Source organism: Streptomyces sp. RerS4 (genome assembly GCF_023515955.1).
Taxonomy (GTDB): domain Bacteria; phylum Actinomycetota; class Actinomycetes; order Streptomycetales; family Streptomycetaceae; genus Streptomyces.
In genome coordinates this window covers 6,131,568-6,157,570 of the sequence record NZ_CP097322.1, presented here as the reverse complement: position 1 = coordinate 6,157,570, position 26,003 = coordinate 6,131,568, and the positions used below count along the sequence as shown (strand labels likewise).

The 26,003-nt window shown below is 72.3% G+C and carries 22 protein-coding genes; 15 read left to right on the top strand and 7 right to left on the bottom strand.

The window, feature by feature from the left end:
* Positions 1–14 precede the first annotated feature (14 nt).
* Both M4D82_RS27665 and M4D82_RS27660 read right to left on the bottom strand, forming a co-directional pair.
* Positions 15–1,982, bottom strand: coding sequence for a DUF5107 domain-containing protein (locus M4D82_RS27665; protein WP_249768896.1), 1,968 nt, complete (start codon positions 1,980–1,982; stop codon positions 15–17).
* Positions 1,983–2,041: 59 nt separating this feature from the next.
* Complete coding sequence (locus M4D82_RS27660; RefSeq protein ID WP_249768895.1) at positions 2,042–2,638, bottom strand: GNAT family N-acetyltransferase; 597 nt, start codon at positions 2,636–2,638, stop codon at positions 2,042–2,044.
* Between the two features lie 41 nt (positions 2,639–2,679).
* On the opposite strand from M4D82_RS27660, the gene M4D82_RS27655 reads away from it, so the two are divergent.
* Positions 2,680–3,381, top strand: a complete 702-nt coding sequence (locus tag M4D82_RS27655; RefSeq protein WP_502989094.1) for a hypothetical protein — start codon at positions 2,680–2,682, stop codon at positions 3,379–3,381.
* A gap of 108 nt (positions 3,382–3,489) precedes the next feature.
* Here M4D82_RS27655 and M4D82_RS27650 read toward each other — a convergent pair whose 3' ends face one another.
* The 4 genes from M4D82_RS27650 to M4D82_RS27635 all read right to left on the bottom strand — a co-directional run bounded on the left by M4D82_RS27650 (position 3,490) and on the right by M4D82_RS27635 (position 8,268).
* Positions 3,490–5,481, bottom strand: a complete 1,992-nt coding sequence (locus M4D82_RS27650) for a S9 family peptidase (protein WP_249768893.1) — start codon at positions 5,479–5,481, stop codon at positions 3,490–3,492.
* Between the two features lie 10 nt (positions 5,482–5,491).
* Positions 5,492–6,850, bottom strand: a complete 1,359-nt coding sequence (locus M4D82_RS27645) for a M20/M25/M40 family metallo-hydrolase (RefSeq protein ID WP_502989015.1) — start codon at positions 6,848–6,850, stop codon at positions 5,492–5,494.
* Entirely contained in the window at positions 6,843–7,676 is an 834-nt protein-coding gene (locus M4D82_RS27640; RefSeq protein ID WP_249768892.1) for a M55 family metallopeptidase, read from the bottom strand. The genes M4D82_RS27645 and M4D82_RS27640 overlap by 8 nt, the downstream gene beginning before the upstream one ends.
* A gap of 148 nt (positions 7,677–7,824) precedes the next feature.
* A complete protein-coding gene (locus M4D82_RS27635; protein WP_249768891.1) occupies positions 7,825–8,268 on the bottom strand; it encodes an SRPBCC family protein in 444 nt (147 codons plus the stop codon).
* 171 nt (positions 8,269–8,439) lie between these two features.
* Between M4D82_RS27635 and M4D82_RS27630 the strand changes: the two genes are divergently transcribed.
* The 3 genes from M4D82_RS27630 to M4D82_RS27620 all read left to right on the top strand — a co-directional run bounded on the left by M4D82_RS27630 (position 8,440) and on the right by M4D82_RS27620 (position 11,762).
* Positions 8,440–9,474 carry an Rv2578c family radical SAM protein gene (locus M4D82_RS27630; protein WP_249768890.1) on the top strand — a complete coding sequence of 345 codons (1,035 nt, stop codon included), beginning with the start codon at positions 8,440–8,442 and terminating at the stop codon, positions 9,472–9,474.
* A gap of 133 nt (positions 9,475–9,607) precedes the next feature.
* Positions 9,608–11,188, top strand: coding sequence for an alpha/beta hydrolase (locus tag M4D82_RS27625; protein WP_249768889.1), 1,581 nt, complete (start codon positions 9,608–9,610; stop codon positions 11,186–11,188).
* A gap of 115 nt (positions 11,189–11,303) precedes the next feature.
* Positions 11,304–11,762 (top strand): RidA family protein, encoded by a 459-nt coding sequence (locus tag M4D82_RS27620; RefSeq protein WP_249768888.1) that lies wholly within the window; start codon positions 11,304–11,306, stop codon positions 11,760–11,762.
* A 13-nt stretch (positions 11,763–11,775) separates the two neighbouring features.
* On the opposite strand, the gene M4D82_RS27615 is transcribed toward M4D82_RS27620, so the two are convergent.
* The gene (locus M4D82_RS27615; protein WP_249768887.1) at positions 11,776–12,345 is read right to left on the bottom strand and encodes a HEAT repeat domain-containing protein; all 570 of its coding nucleotides are present in this window, start codon (positions 12,343–12,345) and stop codon (positions 11,776–11,778) included.
* 339 nt (positions 12,346–12,684) lie between these two features.
* On the opposite strand from M4D82_RS27615, the gene M4D82_RS27610 reads away from it, so the two are divergent.
* The 11 genes from M4D82_RS27610 to M4D82_RS27560 all read left to right on the top strand — a co-directional run bounded on the left by M4D82_RS27610 (position 12,685) and on the right by M4D82_RS27560 (position 25,987).
* Positions 12,685–14,502, top strand: a complete 1,818-nt coding sequence (locus tag M4D82_RS27610; RefSeq protein ID WP_249768882.1) for a 3-hydroxyacyl-CoA dehydrogenase family protein — start codon at positions 12,685–12,687, stop codon at positions 14,500–14,502.
* A gap of 163 nt (positions 14,503–14,665) precedes the next feature.
* A complete protein-coding gene (locus M4D82_RS27605) occupies positions 14,666–15,493 on the top strand; it encodes a TetR family transcriptional regulator (protein ID WP_249768881.1) in 828 nt (275 codons plus the stop codon).
* Positions 15,494–15,905: 412 nt separating this feature from the next.
* On the top strand, positions 15,906–17,243 hold the full coding sequence (gene ccrA, locus M4D82_RS27600; protein ID WP_249768878.1) for a crotonyl-CoA carboxylase/reductase: 1,338 nt from the start codon (positions 15,906–15,908) through the stop codon (positions 17,241–17,243).
* A 22-nt stretch (positions 17,244–17,265) separates the two neighbouring features.
* Entirely contained in the window at positions 17,266–19,335 is a 2,070-nt protein-coding gene (locus tag M4D82_RS27595; RefSeq protein WP_249768876.1) for an ethylmalonyl-CoA mutase, read from the top strand.
* Positions 19,332–20,306, top strand: a complete 975-nt coding sequence (locus tag M4D82_RS27590; RefSeq protein WP_249768874.1) for an HpcH/HpaI aldolase/citrate lyase family protein — start codon at positions 19,332–19,334, stop codon at positions 20,304–20,306. Before M4D82_RS27595 ends, M4D82_RS27590 begins: the two co-directional genes overlap by 4 nt.
* 4 nt (positions 20,307–20,310) lie before the next feature.
* Positions 20,311–20,823: a MaoC family dehydratase gene (locus M4D82_RS27585; RefSeq protein WP_030155134.1), complete on the top strand. Its 513-nt coding sequence runs from the start codon at positions 20,311–20,313 to the stop codon at positions 20,821–20,823.
* A gap of 2 nt (positions 20,824–20,825) precedes the next feature.
* Positions 20,826–22,031: an acyl-CoA dehydrogenase family protein gene (locus tag M4D82_RS27580; RefSeq protein WP_048476593.1), complete on the top strand. Its 1,206-nt coding sequence runs from the start codon at positions 20,826–20,828 to the stop codon at positions 22,029–22,031.
* A gap of 186 nt (positions 22,032–22,217) precedes the next feature.
* The gene (locus tag M4D82_RS27575; RefSeq protein WP_030010161.1) at positions 22,218–22,874 is read left to right on the top strand and encodes a phosphatidylserine decarboxylase; all 657 of its coding nucleotides are present in this window, start codon (positions 22,218–22,220) and stop codon (positions 22,872–22,874) included.
* A 25-nt stretch (positions 22,875–22,899) separates the two neighbouring features.
* On the top strand, positions 22,900–23,718 hold the full coding sequence (gene pssA / locus M4D82_RS27570; protein WP_249772204.1) for a CDP-diacylglycerol--serine O-phosphatidyltransferase: 819 nt from the start codon (positions 22,900–22,902) through the stop codon (positions 23,716–23,718).
* A 260-nt stretch (positions 23,719–23,978) separates the two neighbouring features.
* Positions 23,979–25,478 carry an AlkA N-terminal domain-containing protein gene (locus M4D82_RS27565; RefSeq protein ID WP_249768872.1) on the top strand — a complete coding sequence of 500 codons (1,500 nt, stop codon included), beginning with the start codon at positions 23,979–23,981 and terminating at the stop codon, positions 25,476–25,478.
* The gene (locus tag M4D82_RS27560) at positions 25,475–25,987 is read left to right on the top strand and encodes a methylated-DNA--[protein]-cysteine S-methyltransferase (RefSeq protein WP_249768870.1); all 513 of its coding nucleotides are present in this window, start codon (positions 25,475–25,477) and stop codon (positions 25,985–25,987) included. Before M4D82_RS27565 ends, M4D82_RS27560 begins: the two co-directional genes overlap by 4 nt.
* Positions 25,988–26,003 lie beyond the last annotated feature (16 nt).

Sequence of the window (26,003 nt, the reverse complement as noted above, 5' to 3'; positions counted from 1 at the left end):
CGGCTGACGGGGCCTCACCCGGGCGGGCGCATCCGGAAGTCGTACGCGGCCGGCAGCGGGCGGTCGGTGAGGGCGGCCCACACCTCGGCGAGGGTCTCCTCCCCCTCCCGCAGATCGGGGATCTCGAAGCCGTCCTCGAAGACCCGGCGGGCCGCGCCCACGTGCCCCTCGGCCGCCAGCAGTCGGGCGGCCAGCAGCCGGAAGCGCCCCTGCTCGCGCAGGGCGGGTCGCAGCCGGTCCCACACGGCGCGGGCCTCGGCCCACCGTCCGGCGGCGAGCTGCGCGGCCATCGCCTCGCGGCCGAGCGCGGACTCGGCGGCGGTCCAGGACTCCCCGCCCCGGCTCTCCCGTGCGAGGTCGTCGAAGGCCTCGGCGTAGCGGTCGGCGGCCCGCTCGGGGGCCCCGGCCAGGGCGTCGGCCACCGCGAGGCAGCGCAGCAGGGGCCAGCGGGAGGAGGCGGGCGCGAGCCCGCGCTCCCAGCTGCGGACGGCCTGGGCCACGTCACCGGCGTGCCACTGGGCCACGCCCAGGTGGTATTCGGTGAGCGGGTCGGCGGGGGCGGTCTCCAGCATGTCCCGCCAGTGCGGGGCGACCAGCGCGGGCCCCGGCGGCGCCACCTCCGGCGGGGTGGGCAGCACCCCCGTCCGCCAAAGCCGTAGCCAGGGCTCCTGTTCCTCGCCGAGGGTCGACTCCTCGAAGGGGGTGCCCGGCAGGGTGAGGCCGCCGCGGAGCACCTCCAGCGCGCCCCAGCCGGAGCCGGTCGCCAGCCGCTCCCCCGGTGCGGTGTCGGCGGCGCCGCGCCACTGTCGGTGGGCGGCGTCCAGGGCGTCGGCGGGCAGGGCCTTGTCCAGGGCCGCCGCCGTCGCCCCGCGCGCGGCCGCCCAGTCGGCCCCGTGCACCGTCACCGGGTCCGCCGCGAGCGGCCCGTACGCCTCCAGCCAGCTGAACTCCCCGCCGGCCTCCAGCCGTACGTGCTCCAGCTGGGTGCGGGCCAGCCCGGCCTGGATCTCGGCGTAGCCCCCCGTGCCGGGCTCGGTCAGCCACTCCTGCCAGCGCCGCCCGCCCTGGCCCGCGCCCCACACGAAGAGCTTGCGGCCGCGCAGCCGTGCGGTGGAGGCCTGGACGAGTCCGCGCCCCTCGGCGTCGAGGGCGGCGATCCAGGGCCGCCGCTCCTCCTGGACCTCGTAGAAGAAGTCGGCGGGATAGGTGCTGCCGAGCGGGTACGTGCGGTCGGCGTCCTGCCAGGTCGGGACGGGGACGCGGCGCAGGCTGCGCTCGTAGCCGTAGTGCCAGGCCTCGTCGGCGGGGGCCAGGACCCGCGTGCCGTGGTCTTCCGGGACGGCGATGTTGGACCACCAGTAGACGGGCGCGGGCCGCTCGTGCGGGTTCCGCACGCGGACGCCGACGTAGAGGAACTCCGAGTCCTCCGGCAGCCAGAGGTCCACCTGGAAGGGAAGGTCGCGCAGCCGCTCCCACTCCCACAGCCGGACCATGACGCCCCCGTCGGGGGCGGGGACGAGCGCGGCGTGCAGCGGCGCGCAGGACAGGGTGGTGTGGCCGGTGGCACCGATGTTCCATTCGACGCCGCCGGAGTACCAGGCGCCGTTGAGGGCGAAGTTGGCCGGCTGGAACACCGGGTTGCGGTAGAGGAGTTCCCGGCCGGTCGGCAGGTGGAGGAGCGAGTGGATCCGGCCGCCGAGACCGGGCAGTACGGTGACCCGCAGGTGGGCGTTCTCCAGGACGACCGTCTCCACCCGACGCTCGGCGCGCTCGCGTCCGTACCCGTCGCGGATGCGCGCCGGCAGCAGGGAGCGCAGCGGCTCGTAGCCGACCTGACGGGCCATGTCGCGCGGCAGTCCCTGGCGCGAGCGCTCGTCCAGGGCGTGCACCCCGTCGGGCGCGCGCAGCGCGGGCAGCGGGTTGTCGGGCCCCAACGGGGCAGCGTCGAGGGTCAGCTGGGCACGTCGGACGGTGGTGGCCATGGAGGAATGGAACACGCCGGCACCGCTGTTGCACAGGGGTTCCGGCGTGTTTCATCCCTTCATGCCCACCACCGGTCAGGGGGTTGCGCGAAGCCACGACGATCGGCGGTGATGGCCCAGCGTTCGTGGTCGCGCCAGGCCCCGTCGACGTACAGGAAGTCCGGCGAGAACCCCTCCAGGCGAAAGCCCCGGCCGCGGACCAGCGCGATCGACGCCGTGTTGCCCGGCTGGATGTTCGCCTCCAGGCGGTGCAGCCCCATACCGCCGCCGTCGTCGCCGTCGTCCGCCGGGGCGAACGCGTGGTCGACCACCAGCCCCAACGCCTCGCGGAGCAGTCCGCGGCCCGCCGCGTGCGCGAACGCCCCGTAGCCGAGCGCCCCGCACCGGAACGCCCCGTGCACGATGTTGTTGACATTGACGAACCCGGCGATGGCCCCGGTGGCCCGCTCGCACACCAGGAACCCGGCCCGTGCCTCGTCCTCGATCAGCCGGGTCGCGTACGGCTCGTACTCCTCGACGGTGGTGGGCGGGAACAGCCACGGCCGGTGCAGCCGGCGGCTCTCGCGCGCGCGGGTGGTGAACTCGGGGCCGTCGGCGAGCCGGAAGGGACGCAACCCGACCCGCTCGCCCTCCGCGAGGTAGGTGACATATGGCATCCGCCCAGGCTAGATCGTGTGACACGATCCCCCGTGTGATCATCAGCCCGAACAGCGAAGAACTCCTGCACATGGCGGCACGCAACAACGCCGAATGGTGCGCCGCGGTGACCCGAGAGGGCGCGTTCGCGTCGGGCGCTTGGGTCAGCGCGCGCCGCACCCCGCCGTACTACCCGGACGCCGTGACCCTCACCCGGACCGCCTCGGCCGCGGCCCTCCTCGCCGCGATGGACACCGACGCGCCCGGCTGCTCCGTCAAGGACAGCTTCGCCGCGCTCGACCTCGGCCAGGCGGGTTTCGGCGTCCTGTTCGAGGCTCAGTGGATCCACCGCGCCGCCGACACCCCGGCGGCCCCGGCCACCGCGCTGCGCTGGGCGCGCGTCGACACGGCCGAGGAGCTGGTCGCCTGGGAGACCGCCTGGGACGGCGAGGAGAGCACCGGGCTCTTCCACCCCGGCCTGCTGGCCCCGGAGTTCGCCTTTCTCTCCGGCCACGACGCCGCCGGCCGGATCCTCGCCGGGGCCGCCGCGCACCGCACCGGCCGGGTCGTGGGGATCTCCAACGTGTTCTCCGCGCCCGGCACCCCGCCCGACGAGGCGTGGAGGGGCGCCGTCTCGGCCATCGCCGCGCTCTGGCCCGGCCTGCCGGTCGTCGGCTACGAGTCCGGGGAGGACCTCGACACCGCCACCCGCCACGGCTTCGCCCCGATCGGCCCGCTGCGGGTGTGGCTCCGAGAGGGGTGACCCGGCCTAGGGGGTGTCTTTCGGATCAGGCCGGATCAGGGACCACCGCGAGCCCGGCCTGATTCGAAAGACACCCCCTAGCGGCGGAGGCCGGCCGGGCCGCCGTGGTCAGCCGTTCAGGGCCAGCCGGGGGATGTCCTCACGGGTGATGCCGAACACCTGGGCGTACAGCGACAGTTCCGCCTCCAGCGCGCGGACCATCGTGTCCGCGCGCCGGAAGCCGTGGCCCTCGCCCTCGAAGGTCACGTACGCGTGCGGTACGGGTCGGCCGCGCAGGGCGGCGAGGAGGCGTTCGGCCTGGGCGGGCGGGCAGACCGGGTCGTCGAGGCCCTGGAGGAGGACGAAGGGCGCGGTGATCCGGTCGGCGCGGGCCACCGGGGAGCGTTCGCGGCAGCGCAGGGCGAGGACCTCGGGCGGTCCGGCGAGGCCGTCGACGTAGCGTGACTCCAGGTCGTGGGTCTCGGCGGCGAAGCCGCGCAGGTCGAGGACCGGGTAGATGATCGCCGCGCAGGCGTACGGCTCGCCGGCGGCCAGCGAGGCGGCGGCCGTCCAACCGCCCGCGCTGCCACCCCGGATGGCGAGCCGGTCGGGGTCGGCGGTGCCCTCGGCGGCCAGGGCGCGGGCCACGGCCGCGCAGTCCTCCACGTCGACGACGCCCCACTGCTCGCGCAGCCGCTCGCGGTAGGCGCGGCCGTAGCCGGTCGAGCCGCCGTAGTTGACCTCGACCACGCCGATGCCGCGCGAGGTGAAGTAGGCGATGTGCAGGTCGAGTACGGGCGGCACGTGGTCGGTGGGGCCGCCGTGGGCCCACACGACGTACGGGGGCAGCTCGTCGGCGGGTGCCCGGCGGGTGGGGTGGTGCGGCGGGTAGACGTGGGCGTGGACCTCGCGGCCGCCGGGCCCGGCGAAGGTCCTGGTCTGCGGCTCCGGGTAGTGGGCCGGGTCGACGGGGTCGCTCGCGTGGGCGCCGACGACGCGGGTGTGCCCCGTGGCGGTGTCCAGCTCGACGACCTCGTACGCGCTGCGCGGGCTGGCGGCGACCCCGTAGACGCGGGTGCCGCTGACGGCGAGCGTCGGCTGCCAGGCGGTCCAGGGCCCGGCCGCGTCGACCAGGTCGCCGCTGTCCGGGTCCAGTACGCCGAGCCGGGCCGCACCCTGCCCGTGCAGGACGGCGAGGAGCCGGTCGGGCAGTGGCGCCAGCCAGGTCAGCCCCGGCTTCCACAGCGCACCCCCGAACTCCTCTTCGCGCGGGCACAGGTTGACGGCCCCGCCGCCGCCCTCCGGGTCCACCCGGTACGGGTTCCACCAGCCGCCGCGGTCACTGACCGCGAGCAGGCTCCCGTCCTCGGCCCACGCCACCTGGGCCACGGCCTCGGTCGGTCCGCCGAGGACGGTGCGGGGTTCGCCGAGGCGGCCGTCGGGGGTCACGTCGGCCACCTGGAGTTCGGTGCCGTCCCACGGCATCCGGGGGTGGTCCCACACCAGCCAGGCCGCGCGCCGCCCGTCGGGGGAGAGCTTCGGCCCGGTCCGGAAGCGGTGTCGGTCGTCGGTCAATTCCCGTACGGCGGAGCGGGCTTCGGCGGCGGAACCGTCCAGCGGGACGGCGGCGGCCACGCGCCGTACGTCGGTGGGGGCGGGGCCGGTGAACTCCTCCAGTACGCACCACACTTCGCCGCCCCGCAGAATCGGGTCGGCCCACCGCAACCCACCGCCGACCGGGGACGACGGGGTCAGCGGTCGCGGGTCGGGGCCGGCGGGCGCGTCCGGTTCACAGGCGTAGAGCCGCTGGTCGGCGTGGTGGACGAAGACCACCAGCGGCCCCGCGTCGGGGCGTTCGACGCCGGCCCAGGGCAGGCCCCCGTACTCGGTGAGGCGACTGCGCACGTTCCACGGGGCGGGCAGGACCGACCGGGCGGCGCGGCCGTCGGCGGGACGGCGCACCAGGGTGCGGCGGCCGTCTTCGCCGGGGCGCGGCTCCGTCCACCACACCTCGGCGCCGATCACGCCGAGGTACTCGGGGCGGCCGTCGCGGGAGGCGGCGAGCGCGGCGTCGATCGGCGAGGGCCAGCTGCCGTAGGGGCCGTCGGCGGCGGGCGTCACCGGGGCCCGCTCACAGGGTCCGCAGCGCGCGGTCGAGGACGCGGACGCCGAAGTGCAGGGCCTCGACGGGGACGCGTTCGTCGACGCCGTGGAAGAGGGCCCAGTAGTCGAAGCCCGGCGGCAGCTTGAGCGGGGAGTAGCCGTAGCCGGTGATGCCGAGCCGGGAGAACTGCTTGGCGTCGGTGCCGCCCGCCATGCAGAACGGGACGACGTGCCCGTCGGGGTCGAAGTGCTGGACGCACTCGCGCAGGATCGCGTACGTCCGTCCGTCGACGGGCGCTTCGAGGGGGACCTCGCGGTGGTGGAACTCCCACGTCACGTCGGGGCCGGTGAGTTCGTCGAGGGTGGCGATGAACTCGGCCTCGCCGCCCGGCAGGATCCGGCCGTCGACGTAGGCGGTGGCGTGGCCGGGCACGACGTTCAGTTTGTAACCGGCGCTCAGCATGGTGGGGTTGGCGCTGTTGCGCAGGGTGGCCTCCACCAGGGCGGCGGCCGGTCCCAGCTTGTCGAGGACCGTGTCGAGGTCGAAGCCGGGGACGCGCGGATCGACCGACAGGCCCTGGACGGCGGCGAGTTCGGTGATGCAGGCGGCGACGGTGTCGGTGAGGCGGACGGGCCATTCGTGGGCGCCGATGCGGGCGACGGCGCCGGCGAGGCGGCTGACGGCGTTGGCCCGGTTGGGCTTGGAGCCGTGTCCGGCGGTGCCGTGCGCGGTCAACTTCAGCCAGCCGGTGCCGCGTTCACCGGCGGCGATCGGGTAGAGGGCCCGGCCGGGGCCGGTGTGCAGGGTGAAGGCGCCGGATTCGGAGAGGCCTTCCGTGCAGCCCTCGAAGAGGTGCGGGTGGTGGTCGGCGAGGAAGCCGGATCCGTCGATCGCGCTGTCCTCCTCGTCGGCGGTGAAGGCGAGGACGATGTCCCGCCGCGGCCGGACGCCGGCCCGCGCCCAGGCCCGTACGACGGCCAGCACCATGGCGTCCATGTTCTTCATGTCGACGGCCCCGCGGCCCCAGACCACGCCGTCGCGGATCTCGCCGGAGAAGGGGTCGACGCTCCAGTCGGCGGGCTCGGCGGGGACCACGTCGAGGTGGCCGTGGACGAGGAGGGCGTCGGCGGAGGGGTCGGCGCCCTCGATGCGGGCGACGACGTTGGTGCGGCCGGGGGTGCGTTCCAGCAGGACCGGCTCCAGGCCCGCGGCGGCCAGCCGTTCGGCGACGTACTCGGCGGCGGGGCGTTCGCGGCAGTCGCCGCCGCCCCGGTTGCTCGTGTCGATGCGGATCAGCGCGGAGGTGAACTCGACGACCTCGTCGAGGGCCGCCGGGTCGACGACCTCCGCGCGGCTCGTCGCGTCCAGGCCGTTCATGTCATCCATACTGCTCCTCCACCGCTGACGAGACGACCGTCGTGACGGCCTTGAAGGTCCGGATGCCCTCGTACATCGTCGCGCTGGTGTACGCGACCCTGCGTTCGCCGGACGGTTCGACGCCCGGGACGACCGTGGCGGCCATCCCCAGGTGCTCGGCGTCGAATTCCACCTCCACCGTGAAGGGGCCGCCGCGCACCGGCTCGTGGCGGACGGCGAGCTTCGTGGCCTCGGTGGCGGCGGCCCGGATGTCGGCGGCGGTCCGGGCGGGGGTGCGGCAGACGGCCGCGTAGCGCGAGACGTGGTCCTTGACGGCGACGGTGCGGGCGTCGGGGGCGTAGTGGGCGGCGTCGACGCAGGTGAGGTCGTCGCCGGTGACGAGGATGACGGGGACGCCGTACTCGGCGACGACGTGGGCGTTGAGCAGGCCCTCGCTCGCGCGCCGGCCGTTCAGCCAGACGCCGGTGATCGAGTTGGCGAGGTAGGTGTGGGCGAGGACGCCTTCGGCGCCGGCGCCGGTGTGGTAGCCGACGAAGGCGACGCCGTCGACGTCGCCGTGCTGGACGCCCTCGACCATGGTGAGGGCCTTGTGGCGGCCGGTGAGCATCTCGGCGCGGGCGTCGAGCTTCTCCAGCAGCAGGTTGCGCATGGTCATGTGGGCCTCGTTGACGAGGACCCGGTCGGCGCCGCCGTCGTAGAAGCCGAGGACGGCGGCGTTGACGTCGGAGGTGAACATGCCCCGGCAGCGCTCCCACTGCGGGGTGCCGGGCAGCACGTCCTGGGGCCAGGTGACGCCGGTGGCGCCTTCCATGTCGGCCGAGACGAGGATCTTCATCGGGCCCCCCGGGGTGTCGGGTCGCGGACGCCCCACCCTAGCCGTCGGGGCAGCGGGATTCCGGGGGCCACACCGACCGGGGAAATCCACCCGAACCGGTGAGCCGCCCGGAGCGTGGTGCCGGGCGGCCGTGGGGCAAGGGCCGGGCTCAGGCCTCGACTTCGCGCGCCAGGTTGGCGAGGACGGTGTCGTAGATGCGGCCGAGGCCCTTGGGGGCGAAGGTGCGCTCGAAGAAGCCGCCGATGCCGCCGGCGCCGTTCCAGACGGTGCTGACGACGGCCTTGGACCTGCCCTCGCCGGCGGGGGTCACGGTCCAGGTGGTGACCATGGAGGAGTTGCGGTCCTTCTCCACGAGCTGCCCGTCCGTGGGCTCGCTGACCTCCAGCAGGCAGTCACGGACGCGCTTGCTGGTGGCCTGGAGCTTCCAGTGGACGAGGGTGCCCTCGCCGTCGCCGCCCTCGCGCACCTCGTACTCGCTGAAGTGCTCGGGGAGCAGCTTGCCCCGGGTGCCGGTGTAGTCCGCCAGCGCGTCGAAGACGGTCTCCGCGTCGGCCCCGATGATGCGCTCCGTGGTGGCCTCGACCTGCGCCATACCTGTTCCTCCAGCAGTTGTGTTCGCTCGTCGCGGCAAGCCAACCACCTCCGGCCCGGCCGCCCAAATCCGCCGCCGCGCGGCCCCGGGAGAGCGGCCGGTCGGAGCACCTTCCGCACGATCATAGGAACGTTTGTTCTATTCTCGGAGCGAGTCGCCGAGGAGGCAGTCATGCGCTGGGACAATCTGACCGGGACCCCGGACGGGCCCGCCGCGCTCTTCGGGGCGGGCGCGGTCGTCACGCGGACCTTCGACACGCCCGAGTTCCGGGGGTTCACCTTCCACGAGGTCCGCGCCCGCTCACTGGTGAACCGGGTGCCGGGCGCCTCCCGCATGCCGTTCGAGTGGACCGTCAACCCCTATCGGGGCTGCGGCCACGCCTGCGTCTACTGCTTCGCGCGCAAGACGCACGCCTACCTCGACCTCGACACCGGGACCGGTTTCGACACCCAGATCGTCGTCAAGGTCAACGCCCCCGAACTGCTGCGCCGCGAGCTGGCCGCGCCGCGCTGGAGCGGCGCGCACATCGCCATGGGCACGAACGTGGACTGCTACCAGCGCGCCGAGGGCCGCTACCGGCTGATGCCCGGGATCATCGGGGCGCTGCGCGACCACGCGAATCCGTTCTCGATCCTCACCAAGGGCACGCTGATCCTGCGCGACCTGCCCCTGCTGCGGGAGGCCGCCGAGGTCACGGAGGTGGGCGTCTGCGTCTCCGTCGGCTTCACCGACGTCCCCCTGTGGCGGACGGTGGAGCCCGGCGCCCCCTCCCCCGCCGCCCGGCTGGCCGCCGTACGGGCCCTGAGCGACGCCGGGATCGAGTGCGGGGTGCTGATGGCCCCGGTCGTACCCTTCCTCGGGGACTCCCCCGAGCAGCTGCGGGAGACCGTCCGCGCGATCGCGGCGGCGGGGGCCACGTCCGTGACGCCGCTGGCGCTGCACCTGCGGCCCGGGGCGCGGGAGTGGTTCACGGCCTGGCTGACCCGGCATCACCCCGGGCTCCTCGGACGGTACTCGCGCATGTACGCGGACGGGGCCTACGCGCCCACCTGGTACCAGCGGCAGATCACCCGCCAGGTGCACGAGCTGGCAACCGAGTACGGCATCGGACCGGCCCGGCGCGAGCGGACGCGACCCGCCGCCCCGCCGCAGCACGAGAGCGCGCCGCCGGCCCCCACAGGACCGACGCAGCTGACCCTCCTTTAGGTCGTGTCAGGGGTCTTCCCTCCCCCGGACGCCTCCGACGGGTCATCACATCGGGCCAATCCGTGGGCCGATCGCGTTTTCCCGCCATGGTTTCCGGGACGATTCCGCCCAGAACCCTCGGCTGGGAGGCCCCATGCTGCACCCCTTGAAGAAGCGCGCCGCCGTACTGCTGTCCCTCTCCACCGTCGCCGCCGCCCTCGCGGGCCCCGTCACCGCCGCGCCGGCCGCGCCCGCGCCCGCGGACCGGGCCGCCGTCGCCGCCGCCGCGCTGCGGTGGACCGGCTGCGCGACGCCCCGTTACCCGACCCTCCAGTGCGCCTCCCTCAAGGTCCCCCTCGACCACGACCGGCCCGCCGGGCGGCAGATCTCCCTGGCCCTGACCCGCGTCCCGCACACCGCCGCCACCTCACAGGGACCGCTGCTCGTCAACCCCGGCGGGCCGGGCGGCAGCGGCCGCGCCCTGGCCGGGTTCGTGGCCACCTCCCTGCCCAAGGACGTGGCCGCCCAGTACGACGTCATCGGCTTCGACCCCCGGGGCGTCGGCCACAGCGAACCCGCCCTGGACTGCGGCGGCAACCACTTCAAGCCCGTACGACCGGACTCCGTCCCCCGGGAGGCGGCCGTCGAGCGGGCCAACCTGGAGCGGGTCCGCGACTTCGCCGTGTCCTGCCAGAGCCGGCACGCCGACGTGCTCCCGTACATCGGCACCGTCGCCGCCGCCCGCGACCTGGAGGTGCTGCGCACCGCCCTGGGCGCGCCGCGGCTCAGCTACTTCGGCTACTCCTACGGGACCTACCTGGGCGCGGTGTACGCCAAGCTCCACCCGGACCGGGTGCACCGCCTCGTGCTGGACTCCGTGGTCGACCCGGCCGGGGTCTGGTACCAGGACAACCTGGCCCAGGACCAGGCCTTCGACGCCCGCCACAAGTCGTTCCTGGCCTGGGTGGCCGCGCACGACGCCACGTACCGGCTCGGGACGGACCCGGCGCGGGTCGAGGCGCGGTGGTACGGGATGCGCGAGAGCCTGCGCCGGAGCGCGGCGGGCGGCAAGGTCGGCCCGGCCGAGCTGGAGGACACGTACATGCCGGGCGCCTACTACAACGGCTACTGGCCGGCCCTGGCCGAGGCCTTCTCGGCGTACGCGCGCACGGGGGAGACGAAGCAGCTGGTGGCCGCGTACGAGCGGTTCGGGGCGGTGCAGCCGTCGGCGGGCAACAGCTACAGCGTGTACACGGCGGTGCAGTGCCGCGACTCGGCCTGGCCCCGGGACTGGAACCGGTGGCGGGCCGACATGTGGCGTACGCACGCCAAGGCGCCCTTCATGACCTGGAACAACGCCTGGTACAACGCGCCGTGCGCCTTCTGGCCGGGTGAGCCGCTCCAGGCCCCGGACGTGACGAACGCCGCCCTGCCCCAGGCGCTGTTGTTGCAGGCGACGGAGGACGCCGCGACGCCGTTCGAGGGCGCGGTGAGCATGAAGAACAAGCTGGCGGGCTCGGCCCTGGTGGTGGAGCAGGGCGGGGGCAACCACGGGATCGCGCTGGCCGGCAACAAGTGCCTGGACGAGAAGCTCGCCGCGTACCTGCGGACGGGCAGGGCGAGCGACGCCTCCTGCCCCGCCCAGAGCGCCCCGAAGCCGACGACCGCCACCCGCGCGGCCTCGCCCTCGGCGGGCGGGGCGGCCCTGCACGGGCTGCTGGGCTTCCGCGGCTGACCGGCCCACGCGGCAGACGCGTCTGACCGGCCGGTCCGGCCGGTCCGGCCGGTCCGGCCGGTCAACCGACCGGCCGGCCGATCCCCGCCGGGTCGGCTCTGGCAAGATCGTCCGCATGACCGCATCACCCGGCACCTCATCGCCCGAAGCCGCCTCGACGCACAGCGGCCACCTCACCCGCATCGCCGCGCCCGAGGGCGTCAGCGGTGGCGCCGGATACAGCCACGTGGTCTGGGGAACGGGCCGCTTCGTCGCGATCTCCGGGCAGTGTTCCTTCGACGAGGCGGGCGAGCTGGTCGGCGAGGGCGACCCCGCCGCCCAGGCCCGGCAGGTCTTCGAGAACCTGCGCCGGTGCCTGGCGGCGGCCGGGGCCGGCTTCGACGACGTCGTGAAGCTGACCTACTACGTCACGGACGTGGCGCACCTGCCGGCGGTACGGGCGGCCCGCGCCGAGGTGATCGCCCCGGACCGGGTGCCGGCCTCGTCCGCCGTGCAGGTCGCCGCGCTCGTGCGGCCGGAACTCCTGGTGGAGATCGACGCCTTCGCGATCGTCCCGGAGCCGGCCGGCGCCTGACCCGGGCCGGGGATCAGGCGTCGGGGTGGCCCGCCGCGAGGCGGCCCAGGCCGGCGGTGGCCGCCACCGCCAGGCGGGGGTGCGACTGTGCCCGCACCAGGACGTCACGGGCCCGTACGTCCGCGAGGGCGGCGAGCCCCTCCACACAGGCCAGCGCCACCCGCCAGTACGGGTCGTGCGGCGAGAGCAGCCGCTCCAGGGTCTTGATCAGGGCCGGGGCGGACTCGGGCGCCCGCAGCGCGGTCAACAGCCGCACCGCGTGCAGGGCGTAGGCCGTGCGCAGGGTGTTGGTGGCCAGCGCGGCGGCCGCCCGTGCGGTACGCGGGTCGCCCAGCACGGCGAGCGCCCGCGCGGCGGTCTCGCAGCGGGCCGGGTCGCGGTGGTTGAGCAGCAGTACGAGGGGCTCGAAGGCCCGCGGGTCGCGGGCCAGCCCGAGCCGGTAGGCGGCCAGTTCGCGGGCCCACAGGGGTTGGCCGGGCGAGGACAGGGATGCGGCGAGCTCGTCGGCGTCCGCCGCGAGCAGCCTCGCGTACTCCGAGGACCCGTCCGACTCGACCCGTAGGCGCTCCAACACGTCGTTCACGGGGCCACCCTAGGGCGGTCGGGCGCGGTGTAGGTCACATCCGGCAGTATCTCCCCTGCTCTGGCCAAGCAGTTACCGACGAGTTACTCTCCCTTCAACACGTACGGGACCGGCCTGGTGACGCAGCCGCCCCGTGCCAGTCGGTTCGGTGCCTCAGGTACCGCGTTCCTCGTACGGCGTGATCCCGGGACAGGGTCCGCCGTTCTCCGCCCCCTGTTCGGGGCCGCTCTTCGCACCGCGCACGCCGCCGCACAGGCCCTGGCGTGTGCGCTCCCGGCCGCGCACCGTGCTCCGCGCGCCGCACCCTCAGTCGTCACCCTCTTCCACTGGAGTCCCGCGATGGACCTTCCGTCCACGTCCAGTCAGTCCGCCACCGGCCGCCCCGCCCTCGCCACGATCGCCGTCGTCGGTCTCGGCACGATGGGCTCCGGCATCGCCGAGGTCCTCGCCCGCGCAGGCCGCGAGGTCATCGGCATCGACGTCAGCGAGGCCGCCACCCGGCGGGCCGGCGCCGCGCTCGCCGCCGCGACGGCCCGTTCCGTGACCAAGGGGCGGCTCACCGAGCAGGAGCGCGAGGCCGTCCTCGCCCGCTTCCGCACCTTCACCGACCTCGCGGCCGCCGCCGACGCGGACCTGGTCATCGAGGTCGTCCCGGAGGACTACGAGGTCAAGCAGCGGGTGTTCCGCGAGCTCGACGCGATCGTCCGGCCCGACACCATCCTGGCCACCGGCACCAACGCCCTGTCGGTGACCCGTCTCGCCGCCGAGTCCCTGCGCCCCGAACGCGTGCTGGGCCTGCACTTCTTCAACCCGGCGCCGGCGATGAAGCTCGTCGAGATCGTCTCCTGCGTGCTCACCGCCCCGCCCGCCGTCGAGGCGGTCACCGCGCTCGCCGGCGAGCTCGGCAAGCAGCCCGTCGCGGTCGGCGACCGGCCCGGCTTCGTCGCGGACGGCCTGCTCTTCGGCTACCTCAACCAGGCCGCCGCCATGTACGAGGCCAAGTACGCCTCCCGTGAGGACATCGACGCCGCGATGCGGCTCGGCTGCGGCCTGCCGATGGGCCCGCTCGCCCTGCTCGACCTGATCGGCGTCGACACCGCGCGGACGGTGCTGGAGGCCATGTACGCCTCCTCCGGGGACCGGCTGCACGCCCCCGCCCCGATCCTGGGCCACCTCGCCGAGGCGGGCCTGACCGGGCAGAAGGCCGGCCGGGGCTTCTACACGTACGAGGCCCCCGGCAGCTCCGTCATCGTCCGCGACCTCCAGACCCCCTTGGACGGGTCCCCGCTGGGCAGCGGCCGCCCCGTCTCGTCGGTCGGCGTGGCCGGTTCCGGGACGATGGCGAGCGGGATCGCGCAGGTCTTCGCGCAGGCCGGCTACGACGTGGTGCTGGCGGCGCGAAGCCAGGAGAAGGCGGAGGCCGCCAAGGCGGCGATCGGCACGTCCCTGGGCCGTGCGGTGTCCAAGGGCCGGCTGACCGAGGAGGCCGCGGCGGCGACGCTGGCGCGGATCACCCCGGCCGGGTCGCTGGAGGCCTTCTCCGAGGTGGACCTCGCGGTGGAGGCCGTCGCCGAGGACCTGGCGATCAAGCAGGAGTTGTTCGCGAACCTGGACAAGGTCTGCCGGCCGGGCGCGGTGCTGGCCACCACGACCTCGTCGCTGCCGGTGATCGCCGTCGCGCGGGCGACCTCGCGTCCGCAGGACGTGATCGGCATGCACTTCTTCAACCCGGCGCCGGCGATGAAGCTGGTCGAGGTGGTCCGCACGGTGCTGACCTCCGACGACGTGCACGCCACCGTCCGCGAGGTGTGCCTGAAGGTGCGCAAGCACCCGGTCGACTGCGGGGACCGGGCGGGCTTCATCGTGAACGCCCTGCTGTTCCCGTACCTGAACAACGCGATCAAGATGGTCGAGCAGCACTACGCGAGCCTGGACGACATCGACGCCGCGATGAAGCTGGGCGGCGGCTACCCGATGGGCCCCTTCGAGCTCCTCGACGTGGTCGGCCTGGACGTGTCGCTGGCCATCGAGAAGGTCCTCCACCAGGAGTTCCGCGACCCGGGGCTGGCCCCCTCCCCGCTGCTGGAGCACTTGGTGGCGGCGGGATGCCTGGGCCGGAAGACCGGTCGCGGATTCCGTGAGTACGCCCGCCGGTAACCAGGCGGGCCCTGAGCAGGATGCGTGGGGAGGGCTGCTCGGGTCCGCCGGACCCTCACGGCGGACGAACCCTTCCGAGCCCAGTGCGGGCTCTCCCCCGCATCCACCCCTGTCCCACCCCCCTCAGGCGCGCTCTCCTGCGGGAATGAAGTACTTTCGCTCTATGTCCCAGCCCGCCAAGACCTCACCCCGCGCCTCCGCGCCCTCCGACGTCCCGGAGAGCGCGGCCGGCACCCGGGCGGCCGCCCAGCGGCTCAAGATGCGCCGTGAGCTGGCCGCGGCGGCCATGGAGCTCTTCGCGACCAAGGGGTACGAGGCCACGACGGTCGATGAGATCGCCGCGACCGCCGGGGTGGCGCGACGGACCTTCTTCCGGCACTTCCGGTCCAAGGAAGAGGCGATCTTCCCCGACCACGACGACACCCTGACCCGCGCCGAGGCGGTCCTCGACGTCGCGCCGGCGCACGAGCACCCGCTCGACACCGTGTGCCGGGGCATCAAGGAAGTCATGAAGATGTACGCCGCCTCCCCGGCGGTGTCCGTGGAGCGCTACCGGCTGACCCGCGAGGTGCCGGCCCTGCGCGAGCGGGAGATCGCCTCGGTGGCCCGCTACGAGCGGCTGTTCACGCGCTACCTGCTGGCCCACTTCGACGAGACCGAGCACCACGACGGCAACGACGATCCGCTGCTGGCGGAGGTGGCCGCCTCGGCGGTGGTGACCGCCCACAACCACGTGCTGCGGCGCTGGCTGCGGGCCGGGGGCCAGGGGGACGTGGAGGCACAGTTGGACCACGCCTTCTCCATCGTCCGCAAGACGTTCGGCTCCGGGATCGGCGCGGGGCGTACGGCGACCACCGGGTCCGCGGCCACGCCGGCCGCCCCGGCGGCGGTGCGCGCCGAGGGCGAGGTGCTCGTCGCGGTGGCGCGTACGGACGCTCCGCTGGACGAGGTCATGCGCACGATCGAAGAGGCGCTCAAGAAGCGCCGATGAGCACCGGCGAGCGCTGAAGTCGCACGCGTCACACCAGGCCGCCCCCGTTCCGGGGGCGGCCTTCGTGTTTGTCCGGGTTGGCCCCTACTCGCGGGTAACTCTGATCGATCATCGCTCATCTGCGCAGGTCAATCGGCAAATGAGAGAAAGTTTTGGCACGCGGTGCCTTGTCGAGTGACACGGGGTGCCATACGTTGAATCCCGTCCGGATGTCCCCGCGACCCACGCCCACTCGGCACGGAACGCGCCCCGGATGCCTGCGTCACCAGGCTCCCGCACGCCTCACCACGGCGTGCCCGCACCACAGCTCCGCCGAACCGACGGCACCCCGCACCACCATCCACACGCACCCACGTACGCACCGCGTATCCATTCGGCGCACCCTCATCAGCGCTCAGCCGGAGGCAATACCGTGAAGGACATCCTGGACGCGATTCAGTCGCAGTCCGCCACCGCCGCCGACTTCGCGGCCCTGCCGCTCCCCGACTCCTACCGCGCGATCACCGTGCACAAGGACGAGACGGAGATGTTCGCCGGGCTCACCACCCGCGAGAAGGACCCCCGCAAGTCCCTCCACCTCGACCAGGTCCCTGTCCCCGAACTGGGACCGGGCGAGGCGCTGGTGGCCGTCATGGCCTCCTCGGTCAACTACAACTCCGTGTGGACCTCGATCTTCGAGCCGGTGTCCACCTTCAGCTTCCTGGAGCGCTACGGGCGCCTCTCGGAGCTCACCAAGCGCCACGACCTCCCGTACCACATCATCGGCTCCGACCTCGCGGGCGTCGTGCTGCGCACCGGCCCCGGCGTCAACGCCTGGAAGCCGGGCGACGAGGTCGTCGCGCACTGCCTCTCGGTCGAGCTGGAGTCCTCGGACGGCCACAACGACACGATGCTCGACCCCGAGCAGCGCATCTGGGGCTTCGAGACGAACTTCGGTGGACTCGCCGAAATCGCGCTGGTCAAGTCCAACCAGCTGATGCCCAAGCCCGACCACCTCAGCTGGGAGGAGGCAGCCTCCCCCGGCCTGGTCAACTCCACCGCCTACCGCCAGCTGGTCTCCCGCAACGGCGCCGGCATGAAGCAGGGCGACAACGTCCTGATCTGGGGCGCGAGCGGCGGGCTCGGCTCCTACGCCACCCAGTTCGCGCTGGCCGGCGGTGCCAACCCGATCTGCGTCGTCTCCTCCCCCGAGAAGGCCGACATCTGCCGGGCCATGGGCGCGGAGGCGGTCATCGACCGCAACGCCGAGGGCTACAGGTTCTGGAAGGACGAGCACACCCAGGACCCGAAGGAGTGGAAGCGCTTCGGCAAGCGCATCCGCGAGCTGACCGGCGGCGAGGACATCGACATCGTCTTCGAGCACCCGGGCCGCGAGACCTTCGGCGCCTCCGTCTACGTCACCCGCAAGGGCGGCACGATCACCACCTGTGCCTCGACCTCGGGCTACATGCACGAGTACGACAACCGCTACCTGTGGATGTCGCTGAAGCGGATCATCGGCTCGCACTTCGCGAACTACCGCGAGGCGTGGGAAGCCAACCGCCTGGTCGCCAAGGGCAAGATCCACCCCACCCTCTCGAAGGTCTACTCCCTGGAGGAGACCGGCCAGGCCGCGTACGACGTCCACCGCAACCTCCACCAGGGCAAGGTCGGCGTCCTCGCGCTGGCCCCCGAGGAGGGCCTGGGCGTCCGCGACCACGAGCTGCGCGCCCAGCACATCGACGCCATCAACCGGTTCCGCAACATCTGAAGTCCGCAGAGGATCGCCTGAGATGACAGAGCGCCAGAAGGACAGGCCGTGGCTCATGCGGACGTACGCCGGCCACTCCACGGCCGAGGCGTCCAACGAGCTGTACCGCCGCAACCTCGCCAAGGGCCAGACGGGCCTGTCGGTCGCGTTCGACCTGCCGACACAGACCGGATACGACCCCGACCACATCCTCGCCCGCGGCGAGGTGGGCCGGGTCGGGGTCCCGGTCTCCCATCTGGGCGACATGCGGCGGCTGTTCCAGGACATCCCCCTGGAGCAGATGAACACCTCGATGACGATCAACGCCACCGCCATGTGGCTGCTGGCGCTCTATCAGGTGGCCGCCGAGGAGCAGGGCGCGGACATCGCGCAGCTCCAGGGCACCACCCAGAACGACATCGTCAAGGAGTACCTCTCGCGCGGGACGCACGTCTTCCCGCCGGGGCCCTCGCTCCGCCTGACGACGGACATGATCGCGTACACGGTCAACCACATCCCGAAGTGGAACCCGATCAACATCTGCTCGTACCACCTCCAGGAAGCCGGAGCCACGCCGGTCCAGGAGATCTCGTACGCGATGTCGACCGCGATCGCCGTGCTGGACTCGGTGCGCGACTCCGGCCAGGTCCCGGAGGATCGTTTCGGCGAGGTGGTCGCCCGTATCTCGTTCTTCGTGAACGCGGGCGTCCGCTTCATCGAGGAGATGTGCAAGATGCGCGCCTTCGGCCGCATCTGGGACCAGGTCACCCGGGAGCGCTACGGCATCGAGAACGCCAAGCAGCGCCGCTTCCGCTACGGCGTCCAGGTCAACTCCCTGGGCCTGACCGAGGCGCAGCCCGAGAACAACGTGCAGCGCATCGTCCTGGAGATGCTCGCGGTCACCCTCTCCAAGGACGCCCGCGCCCGCGCCGTGCAGCTGCCGGCCTGGAACGAGGCGCTGGGCCTGCCCCGGCCCTGGGACCAGCAGTGGTCGCTGCGCATCCAGCAGGTCCTGGCCCACGAGAGCGACCTGTTGGAGTACGAGGACATCTTCGCCGGCTCCCACGTCATCGAGGCCAAGGTCGACTCCCTGGTCACCGAGTGCCTGGCCGAGATCGACCGGATCCAGGAGATGGGCGGCGCGATGGCCGCCGTCGAGTCGGGGTACCTGAAGTCGCAGCTCGTCTCCTCGCACGCCGAGCGGCGTGCCCGGATCGAGGCCGGCGAGGACAAGATCGTCGGGGTGAACTGCTTCCAGCAGACCGAGGAGAACCCGCTCACCGCCGACCTGGACGGCGCCATCATGACCGTGGACGCGGCCGTGGAGGAGCTGACCGTCGAGCGCATCCGCCGCTGGCGGGCCGAGCGCCAGGAGTCCTCGGAGCGCCAGGGCGGCGGCGACCCGTTCGTCTTCCCGACCGTCGGGCAGGCCCTGGACCGGCTCAAGGAGGCCGCCGCCGGGACCGAGAACCTGATGGAGGCCACCCTGGAGTGCGCCCGCGCCGGTGTCACCACCGGCGAGTGGGCGAGCGCGCTGCGCGAGGTGTTCGGCGAGTTCCGTGCCCCGACCGGGGTCTCCTCGGCCCCGGTGGCCGTCACCGCCGAACCCGGCACCCCCATGGCGGAGGTCCGCGAGAAGGTCGCCCGTACGGCCGACGAGCTCGGCTCCGGCCGGCTGCGCCTGCTGGTCGGCAAGCCCGGCCTGGACGGGCACTCCAACGGCGCCGAGCAGATCGCCGTCCGCGCCCGCGACGCCGGCTTCGAGGTGGTCTACCAGGGCATCCGGCTGACGCCCGAGGAGATCTCGTCGGCGGCGCTGGCCGAGGACGTGCACTGCGTGGGACTGTCCATCCTGTCGGGCTCGCACAGCGCCCTGGTCCCCGACGTGCTGGAACGCCTGCGCACGGCGGGGGCGGGTGACATCCCCGTGATCGTCGGGGGCATCATTCCGAACGCGGATGCCATCACACTCAAGGAAGCCGGTGTGGCCGCCGTCTTCACGCCGAAGGACTTCGGCATCACGGAGATCATCGGTCGTATCGTCGACGAGATCCGCAAAGCCAACAAGCTCGCCCCTCTCGAAATCGTTGCAAGCACGGAGGTCCCCGCATGACCACGCCTGTCCACCCGGTGAACCGTCTTCGCCCGCGTCGCTCCTGCCTCGCGGTGCCGGGTTCGAACCCGCGCTTCCTGGAGAAGGCCCAGGGCCTGCCGGCCGACCAGGTCTTCCTGGACCTGGAGGACGCCTGCGCGCCGCTCGCCAAGGAGGGCGCCCGCCACACGATCGTGGACGCGCTGAACAACGGTGACTGGACGGGCAAGACCCGCGTCGTGCGCGTCAACGACTGGACCACGCACTGGACGTACCGCGATGTCATCACGGTCGTCGAGGGCGCCGGGCAGAACCTCGACTGCATCATGCTGCCGAAGGTGCAGGACGCCCAGCAGGTCGTGGCCCTCGACCTGCTGCTGACGCAGATCGAGAAGACCATGGGCTTCGAGGTCGGCAAGATCGGCATCGAGGCGCAGATCGAGAACGCCAAGGGCCTGGTGAACGTCGACGAGATCGCCGCGGCCTCCCCGCGCCTGGAGACCATCATCTTCGGCCCGGCCGACTTCATGGCCTCCATCAACATGAAGTCGCTGGTCGTGGGCATGCAGCCGCCCGGTTACGGCGCGGACGCCTACCACTACATCCTGATGCGGATCCTGATGGCGGCCCGCATGCACAACCTCCAGGCGATCGACGGCCCCTTCCTCCAGATCCGCGACGTGGACGCGTACCGCGAGGTGGCCGGCCGGGCCGCGGCACTGGGCTTCGACGGCAAGTGGGTGCTCCACCCGGGCCAGGTCGACGCGGCCAACGAGGTCTTCTCCCCCTCCCAGGAGGACTACGACCACGCCGAGCTGATCCTCGACGCGTACGACTGGTGCACCTCGGAGGCCGGCGGCAAGAAGGGCTCGGCGATGCTCGGCGACGAGATGATCGACGAGGCCAGCCGCAAGATGGCCCTGGTCATCGCGGGCAAGGGCCGCGCCGCCGGCATGCAGCGCACCAGCAAGTTCGAGATCCCGGAGGCCTGATTCCATGCAGTTCGGACGCACGTACGAAGAGTTCGAGGTCGGGGCGGTCTACAAGCACTGGCCCGGGAAGACGGTCACGGAGTACGACGACCACCTCTTCTGTCTGCTGACCATGAACCACCACCCGCTGCACATGGACAGCAACTACGCCGAGAACACGACCGACTTCGGCAAGAACGTCGTCGTGGGCAACTACATCTACTCCCTGCTGCTGGGCATGTCCGTGCCGGACGTCTCGGGGAAGGCCATCGCCAACCTGGAGATCGAGTCACTGCGGCACGTGGCGCCGACCTTCCACGGCGACACGATCTACGGCGAGACCACGGTCCTCGACAAGACCCCGTCGAAGTCCAAGAACGACCGCGGCATCGTCTACGTGGAGACCAAGGGCTACAAGCAGGACGGCACCCTCGTCTGCGTCTTCCGACGCAAGGTGATGGTCCCGACCGAGACGTACATCAAGGAGCGCGGCGGCGAGCAGCCCGGCCGGCCCCAGCTGAAGGAACAGGGGAAGTAGCCATGGCCCGACTCGCCCAGACCGCCGGCCTGACCGACGTCCAGCGGGAGATCCTCAAGACCGTCCGCGAGTTCGTGGACAAGGAGATCATCCCGGTCGCGACCGAGCTGGAACACCGTGACGAGTACCCGCAGCAGATCGTCGACGGCCTCAAGGAGCTCGGCCTCTTCGGCCTGATGATCCCCGAGGAGTACGGCGGCCTGGGCGAGTCGCTCCTCACGTACGCGCTGTGCGTCGAGGAGATAGCGCGGGGCTGGATGTCCGTCTCGGGCATCATCAATACCCACTTCATCGTGGCCTACATGCTCAAGCAGCACGGCACGCAGGAGCAGAAGGACCACTTCCTGCCCCGCATGGCGCTGGGCGAGGTGCGGGGCGCGTTCTCCATGTCCGAGCCGGGGCTCGGCTCCGATGTGTCGGCCATCACGTCGAAGGCGGTGAAGGACGGCGAGGAGTACGTCCTGAACGGCCAGAAGATGTGGCTGACGAACGGCGGCAGCTCCACTTTGGTGGCGGTTCTGGTCAGAAGTGACGAAGGACACCCCGAGGGCACGGCGCCCCACAAGTCGATGACGACCTTCCTCGTGGAGAAGGAGCCGGGCTTCGGAGAGGTCCGGCCGGGTCTGACGATCCCGGGCAAGATCGACAAGATGGGCTACAAGGGCGTCGACACGACCGAGCTCATCATGGACGGACTGCGCATTCCGGCCAATCGGGTGCTCGGCGGCCAGACCGGCCGAGGGTTTTACCAAATGATGGACGGGGTCGAGGTCGGCCGCGTCAACGTGGCGGCGCGTGGCTGCGGTGTCGCTCAGCGTGCGTTCGAGCTGGGTGTCTCTTATGCACAGCAACGTCACACTTTCGGCAAGGCGATCGCGGAGCACCAGGCCATCCAGTTCAAGCTGGCCGAGATGGCCACCAAGGTCGAAGCCGCCCATGCGATGATGGTCAACGCAGCACGCAAAAAGGACTCCGGGGAACGAAACGACCTCGAAGCGGGCATGGCGAAGTACCTCGCCTCCGAATACTGCAAGGAGGTCGTGGAGGACGCTTTCCGGATCCACGGCGGCTACGGCTTCTCGAAGGAGTACGAGATCGAGCGGCTCTACCGAGAGGCGCCGATGCTGTTGATCGGTGAAGGAACCGCCGAGATTCAGAAAATGATCATCGGGCGACGCCTGCTTGAGGAGTACCGACTCCAGGGCTGAAAGTCCCTTTTGCGGTGGATCATCCGAAGATCCACCGCAGAAGAGTCACTACCAGTCACTGGCCGGCGGTCATCGACTCGGCTTCTGGCTTGCCCAGTTGTTGCGCGCAACCGATAGCATTCCAGTAAAGCCGCCGTCCCGTCCCCCCGTTTGCGGCGCGGCAATCACTCGCTACGAAGGTCATCCATGCCCCACAGCCAAACCTCTGCACCTCGCGACAGCCTCCTTGGCGTACGCCTCGCGCGCGGAGCATCGCCGTGGCTTCTGCCGACCGTCGCCACCGCGGCGCTCAGCCTCACCCGGGCGCGCAAGTCCGGACGCTGGGCCGCGGCGGCCGTGCCCGCCACCGCGCTCGCGGCGGGCATGCTGTGGTTCTTCCGCGACCCCGAGCGTGAGATCGCCCAGGGTCGCGTCATCTCGCCCGCCGACGGTGTGGTGCAGAGCATCATGCCGTGGAAGGACGGGCGCACCCGCGTCGCGATCTTCATGAGCCCGTTGAACGTCCACGTCAACCGCGCGCCCCTCGCGGGCACGGTGACGTCCGTGGAGCACATCCCCGGCGGGTTCGTCCCGGCGTTCAACAAGGAGAGCGAGAACAACGAGCGCGTCGTCTGGCACTTCGACACCGAGCTCGGCGACATCGAGATGGTGCAGATCGCCGGTGCCGTCGCCCGTCGCATCGTCCCGTACCTGCCGGCCGGAACCAAGGTGGAGCAGGGCGAACGCATCGGTCTGATCCGCTTCGGCTCGCGCGTCGACATCTACCTCCCCGAGGGCGTCGAGGTCGCGGTCGAGGTCGGTCAGGCCACCACCGCGGGGGTGACCCGAATTGACCGTGACTGACCCTGAGACTCCCGCCACCGGCTGGGTGCCCGAGGCCAAGGAGGAGGACGACGCCGACGACATGCCGCTCTCACTGCGGCTGTCGATAGCGGACACCCTCACCCTCGGGAACGCGACCTGCGGATTCATGGCGGTGTACTTCACCACCACCGGAATCCTCATCCCGCACCTCACGGGCAGCGGCGAGTCGGGCATGGCCCGGCACAGCGCGGCGACCGCGGTGATACTGATGCTCCTCGCGGCGGTCTTCGACCTCTTCGACGGCATCGTGGCCCGCAAGCTGCGCAGCTCGCCGATGGGCGCCGAGCTGGACAACCTGTCCGACCTGATCAGCTTCGGGCTCGCGCCCGCGTACTTCGTGCTGGTCTACGGCATGGTCGCGGACGACGCCCACCAGAAGGTGTCCGCGCTCGCGGCCATCGTGGTGCTGCTGGCCGTGGTCCTCAGACTCGCCAGATTCAGCTGCGTGACGATGAAGGACGGCATGTTCCAGGGCATGCCGAGCCCCTTCGGAGCCTTGACGGTCGTCTCCATCGTGCTGCTGGAGCTCCCCTTCATCCCGACCCTGCTGGCGATCGTCGGCGTGGCCTGGCTGATGGTGAGCCGGGTCGAGTACCCCAAGCCGCGGGGGGTCCTCGCGGCGGCCATGCTCAGCTGGATCATCGGGGCGATGGGGTTGCTGGCGGCCTGGGCGTTCGACGCGCCGGGCGGTCAGCTGCTGCTCCAGACCGGTTGCGCGCTGCAGATCGCGCTGGCGGCCACGATTCCGCTGTTCGCGACGACGCGGCGGGCCAACACGTTCCGCCACAATCGGCGTGAGGCGCGGGCCGCGCAGCTGCCGTAGCGCTTGCCGCTTTCGTGTACGAGGGGCCCCCGTGCCGCCGCCAGGCGGCCGGGGGCCCTTTCGTTTCCCGGGCTCTGCCCGGACCCGGTCCTCAAACGCCGGACGGGCTGGAAGACCCCGGGGCTCCGCCCCCGGACCCCCGCGCCTCGAACGCCGGCGGGGCTGAGGAGCGCGGGCAGCGTTCGGCTGGGCTGAGGAGCGCTACGCTTGATGTCGGAAAACCGCCAGCCCGTGGTGGGGCCGGCCGGGATGCTGGAGGCATGTACACCGACACCGACCGCTGCGTGAGGGCCGTGCAGTCGAAGGACGCCCGCTTCGACGGCTGGTTCTTCACCGCCGTGCGGACCACCGGGATCTACTGCCGGCCCAGCTGTCCGGCCGTGCCGCCGAAGGTCGAGAACATGACCTTCCTGCCCAGCGCCGCCGCCTGCCAGCAGGCCGGCTACCGGGCCTGCAAGCGGTGCCGACCCGACACGAGCCCCGGGTCCCCCGAGTGGAACGCCCGCGCCGACGCCGTGGCCCGCGCCATGCGCCTCATCCAGGACGGCGTCGTGGACCGCGAGGGCGTCCCCGGTCTCGCGGCCCGCCTCGGCTACTCCACGCGGCAGGTCGAGCGCCAGCTCCTCGCCGAACTGGGCGCCGGACCGCTCGCCCTGGCCCGCGCGCAGCGCGCCCAGACCGCCCGGCTGCTGATCGAGACCTCGACGCTCCCGATGGCCGACATCGCGTTCGCCGCCGGTTTCTCCTCCATCCGGACCTTCAACGACACCGTCCGCGAGGTCTTCGCCCTCTCCCCCAGCGCCCTGCGCGAGCGCGCCGAGCGCAGCGGCGGCCGCAAGGTGCTGCCCCGTGTGCCGGGCACGCTGAGCCTGCGGCTGCCCTACCGGGCGCCGCTGAACCCGGACAACCTCTTCGGCCACCTCGTGGCGACCGCCGTGCCCGGGGTCGAGGAGTGGCGTGACGGGGCCTACCGCCGGACCCTGCGCCTGCCGTACGGCACCGGCGTCGTGGCCCTCACCCCCGGCCCCGACCACATCGGCTGCCGGCTGGCCCTGACGGACCTGCGCGACCTCACGATCGCCATCAGCCGCTGCCGGTGGATGCTGGACCTGGACGCCGACCCGGAGGCCGTCGACGGGCAGCTGCGCGCCGACCCGCTGCTGGCCCCGCTCGTGGACAAGGCCCCGGGGCGCCGGGTGCCCCGTACCGTCGACGCGGCGGAGTTCGCCGTACGGGCGGTGCTCGGGCAGCAGGTGTCCACGGCCGCCGCGCGCACGCACGCGGCCCGGCTGGTGACCGCGTACGGGGAGAAGGTCGAGGATCCGCACGGCGGGCTGACGCACCTGTTCCCGAGTCCCGAGGCGCTGGCCGGCCTCGACCCGGAGGCCCTGGCCGTGCCGGGCAGTCGCCGGACCACGCTGACCACCCTGATCTCCGCGCTGGCCGACGGCTCGCTGCCGCTGGGCATCGACAGCGACTGGGAGGCGGCCCGCGCCCGGCTGACGGGCCTGCCCGGCTTCGGCCCGTGGACCACCGAGATCATCGCGATGCGGGCGCTGGGCGACCCCGACGCGTTCCTGCCGTCCGACCTGGGCGTGCGCCGTGCGGCGCGGGGCCTGGGGCTGCCGTCCACGCCGGCCGCGCTGACGGCCCGCGCGGGCCACTGGCGGCCTTGGCGGGCGTACGCCGTGCAGTACCTGTGGGCCACCGAGGACCACGCCATCAACCACCTGCCGCCCGTTCGAGGAGCACAGTCATGAGCAGCGCCGTCCTGAGCAGCAAGCAGCACACCGTCGTCGAGAGCCCGTACGGGCCGCTGACCCTGGTCGCCACGGACGGGGTGCTGAGCGGCCTGTACATGACCGGTCAGCGGCACCGTCCGGCGGAGGAGTCCTTCGGGGAGCGGGTCGCGCCGGCCGAGGAGCCGTTCCCGGAGGTGGTGCGGCAGCTGGCCGCGTACTTCGCCGGGGAGTTGACGGAGTTCACCGTTCCGGTGCGGCTGGAGGGCACCGACTTCCAGCGCGGCGTCTGGGCGCAGCTGCGGCGGATCCCGTACGGGCAGACGTGGTCGTACGGGCGGCTCGCGGCGGAGCTGGGCAAGCCGAACGCCTCGCGGGCGGTGGGGCTGGCGAACGGGAAGAACCCGGTCGGCATCATCGTGCCCTGCCACCGGGTGATCGGCGCCTCGGGCTCGATGACGGGGTACGGCGGCGGCATCGAGCGCAAGGTGCGGCTGCTGGAGTTCGAGAGCGCGGGCGCGGGCCGCTGACGGCCCGGCCCGACAG